Source organism: Streptomyces krungchingensis, assembly GCF_054729265.1.
Genome location: NZ_JBPUKY010000001.1, coordinates 3,940,783 through 3,954,194, shown reverse-complemented (window position 1 = coordinate 3,954,194; position 13,412 = coordinate 3,940,783). Strand labels below are relative to the sequence as shown.

14 protein-coding genes are annotated in these 13,412 nt (G+C 71.2%); 10 read left to right on the top strand and 4 right to left on the bottom strand.

Annotation, left to right across the window (positions count from 1 at the left end; all coding sequences use genetic code 11):
* Positions 1 to 155: 155 nt before the first annotated feature.
* Complete coding sequence (locus ACSYGO_RS17565) at positions 156 to 1,151, top strand: adenosine deaminase (protein WP_426682273.1); 996 nt, start codon at positions 156 to 158, stop codon at positions 1,149 to 1,151.
* A 3-nt stretch (positions 1,152 to 1,154) separates the two neighbouring features.
* Here ACSYGO_RS17565 and ACSYGO_RS17560 read toward each other — a convergent pair whose 3' ends face one another.
* Positions 1,155 to 2,399 (bottom strand): MFS transporter, encoded by a 1,245-nt coding sequence (locus tag ACSYGO_RS17560; RefSeq protein ID WP_426682272.1) that lies wholly within the window; start codon positions 2,397 to 2,399, stop codon positions 1,155 to 1,157.
* A gap of 433 nt (positions 2,400 to 2,832) precedes the next feature.
* On the opposite strand from ACSYGO_RS17560, the gene ACSYGO_RS17555 reads away from it, so the two are divergent.
* The 5 genes from ACSYGO_RS17555 (at position 2,833) to ACSYGO_RS17535 (ending at position 7,380) form a co-directional block, all read left to right on the top strand.
* Positions 2,833 to 3,942 carry a carbohydrate kinase family protein gene (locus tag ACSYGO_RS17555; RefSeq protein ID WP_426682271.1) on the top strand — a complete coding sequence of 370 codons (1,110 nt, stop codon included), beginning with the start codon at positions 2,833 to 2,835 and terminating at the stop codon, positions 3,940 to 3,942.
* 203 nt (positions 3,943 to 4,145) lie between these two features.
* Positions 4,146 to 5,213: a PhoH family protein gene (locus ACSYGO_RS17550; protein ID WP_345642049.1), complete on the top strand. Its 1,068-nt coding sequence runs from the start codon at positions 4,146 to 4,148 to the stop codon at positions 5,211 to 5,213.
* A 12-nt stretch (positions 5,214 to 5,225) separates the two neighbouring features.
* The gene (ybeY, locus tag ACSYGO_RS17545; protein WP_426682270.1) at positions 5,226 to 5,723 is read left to right on the top strand and encodes an rRNA maturation RNase YbeY; all 498 of its coding nucleotides are present in this window, start codon (positions 5,226 to 5,228) and stop codon (positions 5,721 to 5,723) included.
* Positions 5,720 to 7,024 (top strand): hemolysin family protein, encoded by a 1,305-nt coding sequence (locus tag ACSYGO_RS17540; RefSeq protein WP_426682269.1) that lies wholly within the window; start codon positions 5,720 to 5,722, stop codon positions 7,022 to 7,024. Before ybeY ends, ACSYGO_RS17540 begins: the two co-directional genes overlap by 4 nt.
* Positions 7,021 to 7,380: an MmcQ/YjbR family DNA-binding protein gene (locus ACSYGO_RS17535; protein ID WP_460387025.1), complete on the top strand. Its 360-nt coding sequence runs from the start codon at positions 7,021 to 7,023 to the stop codon at positions 7,378 to 7,380. Before ACSYGO_RS17540 ends, ACSYGO_RS17535 begins: the two co-directional genes overlap by 4 nt.
* 187 nt (positions 7,381 to 7,567) lie before the next feature.
* On the opposite strand, the gene ACSYGO_RS17530 is transcribed toward ACSYGO_RS17535, so the two are convergent.
* On the bottom strand, positions 7,568 to 7,690 hold the full coding sequence (locus ACSYGO_RS17530) for a hypothetical protein (protein WP_257004723.1): 123 nt from the start codon (positions 7,688 to 7,690) through the stop codon (positions 7,568 to 7,570).
* 430 nt (positions 7,691 to 8,120) lie between these two features.
* Between ACSYGO_RS17530 and ACSYGO_RS17525 the strand changes: the two genes are divergently transcribed.
* Together ACSYGO_RS17525 and ACSYGO_RS17520 are read left to right on the top strand one after the other, a co-directional pair.
* Positions 8,121 to 9,041, top strand: a complete 921-nt coding sequence (locus ACSYGO_RS17525; RefSeq protein ID WP_426682267.1) for a helix-turn-helix domain-containing protein — start codon at positions 8,121 to 8,123, stop codon at positions 9,039 to 9,041.
* A 111-nt stretch (positions 9,042 to 9,152) separates the two neighbouring features.
* Positions 9,153 to 9,365, top strand: coding sequence for a DUF397 domain-containing protein (locus ACSYGO_RS17520; protein ID WP_426682266.1), 213 nt, complete (start codon positions 9,153 to 9,155; stop codon positions 9,363 to 9,365).
* Between the two features lie 38 nt (positions 9,366 to 9,403).
* On the opposite strand, the gene ACSYGO_RS17515 is transcribed toward ACSYGO_RS17520, so the two are convergent.
* Positions 9,404 to 10,837, bottom strand: coding sequence for an MFS transporter (locus tag ACSYGO_RS17515; RefSeq protein WP_460387024.1), 1,434 nt, complete (start codon positions 10,835 to 10,837; stop codon positions 9,404 to 9,406).
* A 145-nt stretch (positions 10,838 to 10,982) separates the two neighbouring features.
* On the opposite strand from ACSYGO_RS17515, the gene ACSYGO_RS17510 reads away from it, so the two are divergent.
* Both ACSYGO_RS17510 and ACSYGO_RS17505 read left to right on the top strand, forming a co-directional pair.
* Entirely contained in the window at positions 10,983 to 11,804 is an 822-nt protein-coding gene (locus tag ACSYGO_RS17510) for a helix-turn-helix transcriptional regulator (RefSeq protein WP_460389727.1), read from the top strand.
* Positions 11,805 to 11,858: 54 nt separating this feature from the next.
* A complete protein-coding gene (locus tag ACSYGO_RS17505) occupies positions 11,859 to 12,212 on the top strand; it encodes a cytidine deaminase (protein ID WP_426682264.1) in 354 nt (117 codons plus the stop codon).
* A gap of 132 nt (positions 12,213 to 12,344) precedes the next feature.
* Here the strand turns inward: ACSYGO_RS17505 and era are convergent, their stop codons facing one another.
* Positions 12,345 to 13,304, bottom strand: a complete 960-nt coding sequence (gene era / locus ACSYGO_RS17500; protein ID WP_028804606.1) for a GTPase Era — start codon at positions 13,302 to 13,304, stop codon at positions 12,345 to 12,347.
* Positions 13,305 to 13,412: the final 108 nt, after the last annotated feature.

Genomic DNA, 13,412 nt, shown 5'->3' with positions numbered 1-13,412 from the left:
GGACGCGAGGCGGCGGTGTCGACGGCCGGCTCGGTGCACCGGTGCCGGGGCGCCGGGCGGTGCCCTGCCGGGCGGGGCGGCAGCCGGGCGACGCGGCCGACGGCGGCGCGGCGTTGGGTTCCGTTGTGTCGAGCCATCGCCCGTACGATGCTTCGATGCCCCTCCCCAAAGCTGAACTGCACCTCCACATCGAAGGCACGCTCGAACCCGAGCTCGCCTTCGCGCTCGCCGCGCGCAACGGCGTCACGTTGCCCTACGAGGACACCGAGGAGCTGCGCAAGGCGTACCTCTTCGACGATCTCCAGTCGTTCCTGAACCTGTACTACGAGCTCATGGCCGTCCTGCGGACCGAACAGGACTTCGCCGACCTGGCGGACGCCTACCTGGAGCGCGCCGCCGCGCAGGGCGTGCGGCACGCGGAGATCTTCTTCGACCCGCAGGCCCACATCGCCCGCGGTGTGGAGATGGGGACGGTCGTCGACGGACTGTGGCGGGCGCTGGCGCACAGCGAGGAGAAGCACGGCGTCTCCACCCAGCTGATCATGTGCTTCCTGCGCGACGAGTCCGCCGAGTCGGCCATGGAGACCCTGGAGGCCGCGAAGCCCCACCTCGACCGGATCACCGGCGTCGGGCTCGACTCCGCCGAGGTCGGCCACCCGCCGGTCAAGTTCCGTGAGGTGTACGAGGCCGCCGCCGCGCTCGGTCTGCGGCGCGTCGCCCACGCGGGCGAGGAGGGGCCGCCCGAGTACATCACCGAGGCCCTCGACGTCCTCGGCGTCGAGCGCGTCGACCACGGGCTGCGCTGCATGGAGGACCCGCAGCTCGTGGAGCGGCTCGTGCGGGAGCGGGTGCCGCTGACGCTGTGCCCGCTGTCGAACGTCAGGCTGCGGGCCGTACGCGTCCTGGAGGACCACCCGCTGCGCGCCATGCTCGACGCCGGCCTGCTGTGCACGGTGAACTCCGACGACCCCGCCTACTTCGGCGGCTACGTGGCCGACAACTACCACGCGGTCCGCGACGCCCTCGGCCTCGAACTGGAGCAGATGCGGGAGCTGGCGCGCAACTCGTTCCTGGCGTCCTTCCTCGAACACGACGAGGAGCGGCGGGCCCGCTACCTCGCCGAGGTCGACGCGTACGAGTTCGGGCGGTAGCCGTCAGCCGGTTCCGGGCCCCGGTGCGGTGGCTGCCGCGGCCGGCCGGGGTCCGGCCGTGCCGTACGCCGCCCGCTCGGCGGGAGCCGTCTCCAGCGGGATCTCGACGACCGGGGTGACCGGGACGCCGCGCCGCGGCCGGACGGCCACGAGGGTCATCGGTACGGCGATCACGAGCAGTCCGACGGCCAGGACCGTGCCCATGGCCGGGTATCCGGCCCGAGCCGAGAGCAAGCTGCCGGTGAGGGGGCCGCAGGCCGTGCCGAGCGAGGACGCGGAGCCGACCAGGACCGCCCACCGGCCGCGCGGGTCGAGGGAGGCGGCCAGGCCGATCACGTACGACAGGACGACCGGGTAGAGCGTGTTCCAGGCGATCTCGCCCGCCGCGAACGACGTGAGGTCGGTGGCCGCAGCGCTGAGCGCGATGCACCCGGCGATCAGTGCCGTGCCGACGCCGATGGGCAGGGCCAGGCCGAGCCGGGGGCCCAGCGCGCTCGCGCCGATCACCCCCAGCAGACCCGCGCCCAGCGCCGTCGCGAACACCGCGCCGACCGTGACCTCGGTGAGTCCCGCCTGGGTCAGCCCGATGCGGCCGCTGACGCCCCACAGGGAGTTCTGGGCGAGGGACCAGAAGAGCATCGTGCCGGCGAGGAGCAGGCCGGAACGCGGGTGGGGGAGCGGCGTCGTGGTGCGCAGGGCCCGCGCGGCGGGGGTGCGGTCCGGCAGCCGTCCGGTCACGGGCAGCACGAGCAGCGCCGTGCAGGCGATCGCGGCGAGGGGCAGGCCGTGGGCCGGGCCCAGGTGGGGGATCGTCAGATACAGCGCGCCGGCCAGGGCGGAGACCCCGAACAGGCCCATCGTGGTGGTGCGGTGGGGGTCGCGCCGGCCGGCGATGCCGGTGGCGGCGACCGTGGTGGCCGCGCCGGAGCCGAAGCCGCCGACGACCGCGCCGGTGACGACCAGGGGCACGGTGGTCGTCAGGGCGGCGGTGCCGTAGCCGGCGGCGGCGAGGAGCAGACCGGTGCGGGCGAGTCCGCGGGGGCCGAAGCGGTCCACGCGGGACGCGAGGAGGAACCCGGCGGTCGCCGAACTCAGCAGCAGGGCGCTGCCGATGGCGCCGGCCTGGGTGGCCGAGAGCGGGAGGCCCGCGTCCAGTCTGCCGACGGTGGTCGGCAGCAGGTACGCGGCGAGGTACCCGGCCGTGAAAAGGGCGACGAGGGGCCAGGGCATGGTGGTGCGGGCGGACACGGGCGTTCCCAGGGCATGCGAAAGAAGCGGCTCGGAAGGGGGGTTGAGCGGCTGTCGACGGACAGGAACGCGCGGGCAATTTGTATCAAGGGGCCGGGCGCGCGAAGAAGGTCGGACGGTGTGATCTACGGCACTTTCCGTTTGGCCCCGCAGAGCCGGGGTAAGCGCGAGCTTTTGCTCTGCCGGAGAGGGCGCCGGAGGTGCCCCTCGCGGGGTGTCGCGGGGGCGGTGCCGCTCCGCCCGGCACGGGACGCCACCCCGCCCGGCACGGGCCGCCGTTCGGCCTTGCGGCGGGGTGCGCTCCGGCCCGCGGGCGGGTCCGTCGCCCGCGGGCCGGGGCCGCCGGGGCATGACCCGTCCCCGTACGACCACGGTGTGTCGTGGCCGACTTGGTGCACACTGGCCTGATCCGCACCATCTCAGGGAGCGCACCGTGATCACGCCCGACGGAGAGCGACCGCTCGGCCAGGCCCATGTCGACCCGCTCGCCGGCCTGCGCACCCCCCAGGATCCGTCCTGGGACGTCTACCTCACGGGCACGGTCTTCCTGGACATCATCTTCACCGGGCTCGACTCGGCCCCCGTGCGCGGCACGGAGTCGTGGGCGAGGGGCATGGGATCGAGCCCGGGCGGCGTCGCGAACATGGCGACGGCGCTGGCCCGGCTGGGACTGCGGACCTCCCTCGCCGCCGCGTTCGGCGACGACCACTACGGGGAGTACTGCTGGGACGCCCTGGAGCAGGGCGAGGGCATCGACCTCTCCCCGTCGCGCACCGTGCCCGGCTGGCACTCCCCGGTCACCGTGTCGATGGCGTACGAGGGCGAGCGCACGATGGTCAGCCACGGGCACGAGCCGCCGCCCGAGGAGCCGGCGCCCGACTGCCCGCCCCGCGCGCGTGCGGCGGTCGCCTCGCTGACGCCCGGCACGCGCGCGCACTGGATCGAGGAGGCGGCGAAGAGCGGCACCCGGATCTTCGCGGACGTCGGCTGGGACGACACCGGCCGCTGGGACCTGGCCGGCCTCGCCGACCTGGAGTACTGCGAGGCGTTCCTGCCGAACGCCGAGGAGGCGATGCGCTACACCGGCGCGGACTGCCCGCGTGCGGCGGCACGCGCGCTGACGGACCACGTGCCGCTGGCCGTGGTCACCCTGGGCTCGGACGGCGCGTACGCCGTGGACGGCCGCACCGGGGAGACCGCCGAGGTCCCGGCGATCGCGGTGGAGGCCCTGGACCCCACGGGCGCGGGCGACGTCTTCGTGGCCGGCTTCGTCACGGGGACACTGGCCGCCTGGCCGCTCGCGGACCGGCTCGCCTTCGCCGGGCTGACCGCGGCCCTGTCCGTGCAGGAGTTCGGCGGGTCCCTGTCGGCGCCGGGCTGGTCCGAGATCGCCGCCTGGTGGCGCAAGGTCCAGTCCGTCGAGGCCCAGGACCCCACGGCGCTGAGCCGGTACGCGTTCCTGGAGGGACTGCTCCCGGAGGTGACGCGCCCGTGGCCACTGCGCCGGGCAGTGCCGACGATCGGTTTCGGGCGCTCGGCGTGACATCCGCGCCGGGATCCGGCGGGGCGCCCCGAACCCTCCCGCCCCCGGCGTGCGCCGTCGTGCGCGGGGCGCGGATGCTCGGCGCGGGGTGACGAAAAGCCCTACGGCTCTGTCAGTGCAGCGACGTACCCTTGGAACCGCAAGGCTGCCCGTGTGGCAAGCGTGCCGACCGAGGAGGATTCGCAGGCCTACAGAGCCGGCCCATGACTCAGACACCCACAGCTCACAGCTCCGCTCAGGAGCAGGCGCGAGCGCACTTCACCGTCCCTGCCAAGCACCCCATGGTGACCGTGCTGGGTTCCGGAGACGCGCTCCTGCGCGTGATCGAGAAGGCCTTCCCGGCGGCCGACATCCACGTCCGGGGCAATGAGATCAGTGCGGTCGGCGACGCCGGTGAAGTCGCCCTCGTCCAGCGCCTGTTCGACGAGATGATGCTGGTGCTCCGCACGGGGCAGCCGATGACGGAGGACGCAGTGGAACGCTCGATCGCCATGCTCAGGGCGAGCGAGAACGGGGAGGGCGACGGCCAGGAGACCCCGGCCGAGGTGCTCACGCAGAACATCCTGTCCTCGCGGGGCCGCACCATCCGCCCCAAGACGCTCAACCAGAAGCGGTACGTCGACGCGATCGACAAGCACACGATCGTCTTCGGCATCGGCCCCGCCGGTACCGGAAAGACGTACCTGGCCATGGCCAAGGCGGTGCAGGCCCTGCAGTCCAAGCAGGTCAACCGCATCATCCTGACCCGTCCGGCGGTGGAGGCGGGCGAGCGCCTCGGCTTCCTGCCCGGCACGCTCTACGAGAAGATCGACCCCTACCTGCGCCCGCTGTACGACGCGCTGCACGACATGCTCGACCCCGACTCGATCCCCCGCCTCATGGCGGCGGGCACCATCGAGGTCGCGCCCCTGGCCTACATGCGCGGCCGCACGCTCAACGACGCCTTCATCATCCTGGACGAGGCCCAGAACACGAGCGCCGAGCAGATGAAGATGTTCCTCACCCGCCTCGGCTTCGACTCGAAGATCGTGGTCACGGGTGACGTGACCCAGGTCGACCTCCCGACCGGGACGAAGTCCGGTCTGCGCCAGGTCCAGGACATCCTGGAAGGCGTCGCGGACGTCCACTTCTCGCGGCTCACGTCCCACGATGTCGTACGGCACAAGCTGGTCGGCCGTATCGTCGACGCGTACGAGAAGTACGACATCGAGAACGGCACCGAGAACGGCTCCCACAAGGGCCGCGGCAAAGCCGGCCACAAGGGGAAGTAGACCAGCACGACCATGTCGATCGACGTCAACAACGAGTCCGGAACCGAGGTCGACGAGCAGGCGATCCTCGACATCGCCCGCTACGCGCTCACACGGATGCGTATCCACCCGCTCTCCGAGCTCTCGGTGATCGTCGTGGACAGCGACGCCATGGAGCAGCTGCACATCCAGTGGATGGACCTGCCCGGCCCCACGGATGTCATGTCCTTCCCCATGGACGAGCTGCGCCCGCCGTCCAAGGACGACGACGAGCCCCCGCAGGGCCTGCTCGGCGACATCGTGCTGTGTCCGGAGGTCGCCGAGCGGCAGGGCCGGGAGGCCCCGACGCAGCACTCCATGGACGAGGAGCTCCAGCTCCTGACCGTCCACGGAGTGCTGCACCTGCTGGGGTACGACCACGAGGAGGCGGACGAGAAGGCCGAGATGTTCGGCCTCCAGGCGGCCATCGTGGACGGGTGGCGTGCGGAGAAGGGCCTGACCGGCCCGTCCCCGGCCCCGACCGTGTCATGAGTCCCCAGCTCGTCATCGGCGCCATCGCGCTGGTCGTCGTCGCCTGGCTCGCCGCCTGCGCGGAGGCGGGCCTCGCGCGCATCTCCAGCTTCCGGGCCGAGGAGGCCGTCCGGTCGGGCCGGCGCGGCAGCGCCAAGCTCGCCCAGGTCGCCGCCGACCCCACCCGCTATCTGAACGTGGCGCTGCTGGTCCGTGTCGCCTGCGAGATGGCCGCCGCCGCGCTCGTCACGTACGCGTGCCTGAAGGAGTTCGACGAGACCTGGCAGGCCCTCGCGGTCGCCATCGGCGTCATGGTCCTCGTGTCGTACGTCGCGGTGGGCGTGTCCCCGCGCACCATCGGCCGCCAGCACCCGCTGAACACCGCGACGGCCGCCTCGTACGTCCTGCTCCCGCTGGCACGGGTCATGGGGCCGATCCCGCCGCTGCTCATCCTCATCGGCAACGCGCTCACGCCGGGCAAGGGCTTCCGGCGCGGCCCGTTCGCCTCCGAGGCGGAGCTGCGCGCGATGGTCGACCTCGCGGAGAAGGAGTCGCTCATCGAGGACGAGGAGCGCCGCATGGTGCACTCCGTCTTCGAACTGGGCGACACACTGGTGCGCGAGGTGATGGTCCCGCGGACCGACCTGGTGGCCATCGAGCGCTACAAGACGATCCGTCAGGCCCTCACGCTCGCCCTGCGCTCCGGTTTCTCGCGCATCCCGGTCACGGGGGAGAACGAGGACGACATCGTCGGCATCGTGTATCTGAAGGACCTGGCCCGCAAGACGCACATCAGCCGGGACGCGGAGTCGGAGCTGGTGTCCACGGCGATGCGGCCCGCCACCTTCGTGCCCGACACGAAGAACGCGGGCGACCTGCTGCGCGAGATGCAGCAGGAGCGCAACCACGTCGCCGTCGTGATCGACGAGTACGGCGGCACGGCCGGCATCGTGACCATCGAGGACATCCTCGAGGAGATCGTCGGCGAGATCACCGACGAGTACGACCGCGAGCTGCCGCCCGTGCAGGAGCTCGGCGACGACCGCTACCGGGTGACCGCCCGCCTCGACATCGGCGACCTCGGCGAGCTGTACGGCTACGAGGCGTACGACGACGAGGACGTGGAGACCGTCGGCGGACTGCTCGCCAAGGCGCTCGGGCGGGTCCCGATCGCCGGGGCCTCGTCGGTGGTCGAACTGCCCGACGGGCGGGAGCTGAGGCTGACCGCCGAGGCCGCGGCCGGGCGCCGCAACAAAATCGTCACCGTGCTCGTCGAGCCGGTCGGCCCGGTGGAGCCCCCCGAGGAGGAGAAGCCGGAGTGACCCCGCAGGAGCTGCGCACGTTCTGTCTGTCCTTCAACGCGGCCGTCGAGGACTTCCCCTTCAACCCGCAGACGTCGGTGTTCAAGGTGCTGGGGAAGCTCTTCGCACTGACCCACCTGGACGCGGCTCCGCTGACGGTCAATCTGAAGTGCGATCCGGAGGACGCGGTACGGCTGCGCGGCGAGTACCCCGGGCTCGTCGTCCCCGGCTATCACATGAACAAGCGGCACTGGAACACGGTGACCGCGGACGGGTCCCTCCCGGACAAGCTGGTGCGGGAGCTGATCGAGGACTCGTACGACCTGGTGGTCGCGGGACTGCCGCGCGCCGAGCGGCTCCGGCTCGACCGGGCGTGAACCCGTCCCTCGGCCGACCGGGTTCCGACGGCTCGCCAGGACGGGAAAATCGCGGCAGAATGATGAGTTCGGCGGGCTCTCGACAGGCCCACTCCGTGTAGGCCGAGCAAGCACACTCGGAGTGGAACCTGCTCCTGCTGGCGTCCGCTTCCATGGCCCCGGTCTTCTTGGCCGGGGCCGTTTTCTCTCACACGTGGTGGAGCACCTCTTCGATGATCTTGTAGATCAGGAAGATGAGACTCATCCAGGGGACGATGTGGGACACCCTGTCGGTCCACGTGTTGCGGCGCCCCTCCGGCTCTGTGGCCATGGGGCTTTTCCTCCTTCCCGGCGGCTCCACATACCTTGTGGATACCGCGGTGATCCACAGGTGGTGAGTCGGAGGAAGTCGGGCGGTTCCCAAGGAGGTTGGCGTCAACCTCGCTACCGCTTGGTCGAACCTCCTTTCGTGGAACCGGAGTTGAGGCGGTTGCCGTCCGTGCGACAACGTTCCCTCTGACAATGTAGCCTCCGCGCAGACGGGTGAACAGTCCTAGATGCTGACTCCAGGTCGGTGTGTCCGATACGTTGGCTCCGATGTGCGACATAGCATCCCGAGAGTTGGCGCTCCAGCGCGACCCCCGCCACCAGTGGTGATCTGTGTCGCGTCCTGAGCGTGCGTTCTCTCGGAGAGGTACCGATGTGTAACCATCGAAATCGCCATGTCGCACCTTGCTCGGTCCTCATGGGGGTGGGGGACCATGAGTGAGGCGAAGCCGCCGAGCCCGGCGATCCAGCGGATCCGGCTCCGCACCGAACTGCGCAAGGCCCGCACCAAGACCGGGCTGACGCAGCGTCAGGTGGCCGAGAAGATGGAGTGGAGTCCCTCCAAACTGATCCGCATCGAGGCGGGCGAGGTCGGCATCACGGTCAACGACCTGCGCCCGCTGCTCGCGGTGTACGAGATCAGCAGCCAGCGCAAGGTCGACGAACTGCTGGACCTGGCACGGGGCAGCCGGAAGATGCCGTTCACGGAGTTCCGGGACATCTACTCCAAGGAGTTTCTCCAGTTCCTGGCGATGGAGACGTCGGCGTCGATCATCCGGCACTTCAACTCCCTCCAGATTCCAGGGCTGTTGCAGACCGAGGAGTACGGGCGCGCCATCATGCGCGCGTACAGCAGCGGGCTGGCCCAGGACACCCTGGACCGCTACATCGAGGCGCGGCTGGCACGGCAGGAACTGCTCCAGGGCGACGAGGGCCCGGAGTTCTTCTTCATCCTCGACGAGTCGGTGATCCGCAGGCAGGTCGGCGGACGCGGGGTGATGCGCGCCCAGCTGGAGCGCCTGGCCGAGCTGGCCGCCCGCCCTCGCGTGCACATCATGGTCCTGCCGTTCAGCGCCGGCGCCCACGCCGGTATGCAAGGACCCTTCACGCTCTTCGAGTTCGAGGCGGACGAGATGCCGGACTCGTTCTATCTGGAGAACCCGCGCGGCGACTCGTACGCCAGCAGCGACTCCGAGGAGACGGGCCGCTATGTGGAGCGGTTCTGGGAGCTGGAGGACCTGAGCATCAAGGACGACGTCGAGGTCCTGCTGCGCCGGATGGCCGAGCGGACCGGCGAGGGAAGCGACGACCTGGCCTCGCTGCTCCGCGACGGGACGGCCTCCACGGACGCCTGACTGCCCCTGTCCGCGGGGAGCTTGGCGGGAAACGCCTCGTTCATATTCGTATGAGGCGCCGTTATTCTGGAAGAGGTGCTGCGTGTCCACACCCAGGTTGGAGGGGACGGCGTGGGTGGCTCATGGTCGTGGCGCAAGAGCAGTGCGAGCGGAGGCGGCGACAACGACTGCGTGGAGGTCGCCTGGACCGGTGAAGCGGTCCTCGTCCGCGACTCCCGGACCCCGCGGGGCTCGGTTCTCGTCTTCGACCCTGCTGCCTGGCGGACCTTTCTGAGCTCCGTGGCCCCCGGCCCGGCTCCCGGCACGCCGACGGCCCGCCCCTGACATCAGGAGGCGGGCCGTCCGGCGGAGCGGGCCCGGCATCAGGCGCGGCGGCCGAGCCCCAGGCTCACCAGTACCGCTGCCGCCAGCACGATCACCGCGTCCAGGGCGAGGACCGTGTGGACCCCGGTCAGCAGGTCGCCCGACGTGGTGGCCAGGACGCCGAGGAGCGGGATGCCGACCGTGAGTCCCACCTGCTGGGTGGACGTCACCAGACCGGTGGCCAGACCCTGTTCCTCGTCCGGGACACCCGACGTGACGGTCAGGCCGTACGCGATGATCGCGCCCAGATGGCACATGCTGGCCAGGGAGACCGCGGCCGTGGCGATCCAGACCGACCAGGTGTGGGCGTTCAGCAGCACCAGCGTCGCCACGAACAGACCCTGCCCGGCCAGTGAACCCACCAGCGTGCGACGCGCGCCGACGCGGCCGATGACCTTCGGGGCGTACGCCCCCGCCACCGCCGACAGCACACCCTGCACACCGAAGACCAGACCCGTCTCGAAGGCGGACAGGCCGAGGGTCTCCTGCAGGTACAGGGTCAGGACGAAGACCACCGTCGACATCATCGAGAAGGTGACCAGACCGGCCAGGTTGCCCCACGCCACGGTGCGGCGGCGCAGCATCGGCAGGGAGACGAGCGGCGCCGCGCTGCGCGACTCGACGTACCCGAAGGCACTGAGCAGCAGCACGCCCGCGACGAGTGACACGAGCACGTCGGCGCCGCCGAAGCCGCGCTCCGCGGCCGTGGAGAGGGCGTAGATCAGGGCCAGCAGGCCTCCGGTGACGGTGACCGCGCCGGGGACGTCCAGGCGCGGGCGGTCCGGGGTGCGGGACTCGGGCAGCAGACCCGGCGCCAGCGGCAGCACGATCAGCGCGAACACCGACAGCAGACCCATCGTGGAGCGCCAGCCCAGCGCGTCGGTCAGGACGCCGCCGGCCACCATGCCGACCGTGAAGCCGAGGGACAGCAGCGTGCCGGAGATGCCCAGGGCGCGGTCGCGGGCCGGCCCCTCGGGGAACGTCGTCGTCAGCAGCGACATGCCCGTCGGCACGATGGCCGCCGCGCCCAGACCCTGCAGCGCACGGGCCGTCAGGAAGGACGCCGGGTCCCAGGCGCAGGTCGCGAGCACCGAGGCCGCACCGAAGAGCGCGAGGCCGGTCAGGAAGAACCTGCGGCGCCCGTACAGGTCGCCGATGCGGCCGAACAGCAGCAGGAAGCCGCCGGACGGCAGCGCGAAGGCGGTGACCGCCCACTGCAGGGCGGACCGGCTCATGCCCAGGTCCGAGCCCAGCACGGGCAGCGCCACGTTCAGGACGGAGAAGTCGAGCGCGACCATGAACTGCGCCGCGCACAGCACGAAGAGGACGAGCTTGTCGCGGACCGAGAGCCGCGTGCCGGGCGGGGTGTCGGCCGCCGGTGCCGGCGGGGTGCGTACGGGAGTGGACTCGAGGTCGGTGGTGTCGATCGCCATGGCCAAGAGCTTCGTGCGGTCGGAATAAGCGTGGGGAGCGGGAACTTATGCTGGTGGTCGCACCACCAGTCACCAAGAGGGGGATTCGAACGTGACGGAGGACGCGCTCAGGAGTCGCCGACGGCGGGAGCTGCGCGACTTCCTGATGAGCCGTCGGGCCAAGGTGTCCCCGGCACAGGCAGGTCTCCCGGACGGCGGCGCGCGACGGCGCACCCCGGGGCTGCGCCGTGAGGAGGTCGCCGTGCTCGCGGGCGTCGGCGCCTCCTGGTACCAGTGGCTGGAACAGGGACGGGACATCTCGGTGTCCCCGCAGGTCCTCGACTCGGTCGCCCGCGTACTGCTGCTCAGCGGCGCCGAGCGGCGCCATCTGTACGTGCTGGCCGGGCTCAACCCGCCCGCGCCCGAGACGGCTCCCGAGAACCGGGACATGTGCGACGGGCTGCGGCGGCTGATCGACACGTGGATGCCGTACCCCGCGCACATCATGGACGCGTACTACAACTGCGTGATGTACAACGGCGCCGCCGCGATGGTCCTCGGCATGCGCCCCGAGAACACGCAGAACTGCATCGTCGACTTCTTCACCGACCCCCTCTACCGCGGGCAGTCCCGGTCCTGGGAGACCAACGCGCGCACCGTCGTCGCGCAGTTCCGCGCCTCGTGCGCGGCCGCGCCCGACGACGAGGGCTTCCAGGAGTTGCTGGCGCGGCTCAAGGAGGCCAGCACCGAGTTCGCCGGGCTGTGGGAGGAGCGGGACATCGAGGACGCGGGTCAGATCCGCAAGGAGCTCGACCATCCGCTGGTGGGGCTGCTGTCCGTCGAGTCGACGGCCATGAAGGTGCCGGCGCGGCCCGACCTGACGATCGTGCTGCACACGCCGCTGCCGGAGGCGAACACCGCGGCCAAGCTGGAGTGGCTGGCCTCGCCGGAGGGGCGGCGCGGCTCGATGTACCCGGTGGCGGGCTGACCCCCTCGACCCCCTTGGGCGGGGTGCCGCGCCGGCACTTCGTATGCTCAGGGCATGACCGACAGCAGCGCGCTTGACCCCGAGGACCGCAAGATCGTGACCCTGGCCCGTTCCGCGCGGGCGCGCAACGGAGTGCCCGAGGGGGCGGCCGTGCGTGACGAGACGGGCCGTACGTATGTCGCCGGGACCGTGGAGCTGCCGTCTCTGCGGCTGAGTGCTCTGCGGACCGCGGTGGCCATGGCCGTGGCGTCCGGGGCGAAGTCCCTGGAGGCGGCGGCGGTCGTCTCCGACGCGGAGGGGGTGTCCGAGGAGGACCGTGCGGCGGTTCTGGACCTCGGGGGGCCCGGGACGCCCGTGTTCGTCGCGGGGGCCGACGGGGTCGTACGGGGTGTCGTCGCCGCGGGCTGACTCTGTCCGGTGGGCGGAGGGTTTCGCCCCCTCCGCCCCTGCCCGTCCCTTGTTCCCGGGGGCTCCGCCCCCGGACCCCCGGATCGGCCTGGACGGCCTCGTCCTCAAGCGCCGGACGGGCTGAAGCGTGGGTCAGAAGCCCAGTTTGCGGAGCTGGCGGGGGTCGCGCTGCCAGTCCTTGGCCACCTTCACGTGGAGGTCGAGGAAGACCGGGGTGCCCAGCAGCGCCTCGATCTGCTTGCGGGACTTGATCCCGACCTCCTTCAGGCGCTTGCCCTTGGGGCCGATGATGATGCCCTTCTGGCTGGGGCGCTCGATGTAGACGAAGGCGTGGATGTCGAGGAGCGGCCTGTCGGCGGGCCGGTCCTCGCGGGGGAGCATCTCCTCGACGACGACGGCGATGGAGTGCGGCAGCTCGTCGCGGACGCCCTCCAGCGCGGCCTCGCGGATCAGCTCGGCGACCATGACCTGCTCGGGCTCGTCCGTGAGCTCGCCGTCGGGGTAGAGGGCCGGGCCCTCGGGCAGCAGCGGGACGAGCAGGTCGGCGAGCAGGTCGACCTGCTTGTCGCGGACCGCCGACACCGGCACGATCTCCGCCCACTCGAAGCCGAGCTCCTTGCCGAGCTGGTCGATCGCGATGAGCTGCTCGGCGAGCGCCTTGCTGTCCACGAGGTCGGTCTTGGTGACGATGGCGATCTTCGGCGTCTTCTTGATCGACGCCAGTTCCTTGGCGATGAAGCGGTCGCCGGGGCCGAGCTTCTCGTTCGCCGGGAGGCAGAAGCCGATCACGTCGACCTCGGCCCAGGTCGTGCGGACCACGTCGTTGAGCCGCTCGCCGAGCAGGGTGCGCGGCTTGTGCAGCCCGGGGGTGTCCACCAGGATCAGCTGGGCGTCGGGACGGTGCACGATGCCGCGCACCGTGTGCCGCGTGGTCTGCGGCTGGTCGGCGGTGATCGCCACCTTCTTGCCGACGAGAGCATTCGTGAGGGTGGACTTGCCCGCGTTGGGGCGGCCCACGAAGCAGGCGAAGCCGGCGCGATGGGTGGCCTCGGACGGCTCGGATGACGGGGTACGAACGCTCATGGCGCCCATTGTCCCTGATCCTCGGGCGCCCGCCGCACGCCGTGCGCCCGAGTGGTGCGCGGTGAGGTTCCGGAAACCCTGGCGCAACACGAAACACGACGGAAACCTGGGCGTGCA